This is a genomic window from Marinobacter iranensis (assembly GCF_029207565.1).
In the GTDB taxonomy this organism is placed as follows: domain Bacteria; phylum Pseudomonadota; class Gammaproteobacteria; order Pseudomonadales; family Oleiphilaceae; genus Marinobacter; species Marinobacter iranensis.
In genome coordinates, this window is the sequence record NZ_JANCMW010000261.1 from 1 (window position 1) to 260 (window position 260).

A 260-nucleotide genomic window follows, 5' to 3' on the forward strand; every position below is an offset into this window, starting at 1 on the left:
GCAGCTCGTCGCCATACACCACCATCGCCGAGCCCTCGGCCAGCGCATCCATGGCGGCGGCGCGCAGCATCGGGTCCTCGGTCGTGCCGGGATCGGCGACTTCCATGCCCTTTTCCAGCCGCACCAGCATCCAGCCGGTGCCGAGCGCCACGCCGGCGGCCTTGGCCTGCGCTTCCTCGAAACTGCCGGCCGAGACATAGATCAGCATCGCATGGCGCCCGCCCGGCCGGCGGCCCTCGACGGTGTCGGCCACGGCGGTG

General features: G+C 72.3%; 1 protein-coding gene. It reads right to left on the reverse strand.

The window, feature by feature from the left end; genetic code table 11:
- Positions 1-260, reverse strand: a 260-nt coding sequence (locus tag NLU14_RS22285; RefSeq protein WP_275710716.1) for a hypothetical protein, incomplete at both ends; no start/stop codon positions are given.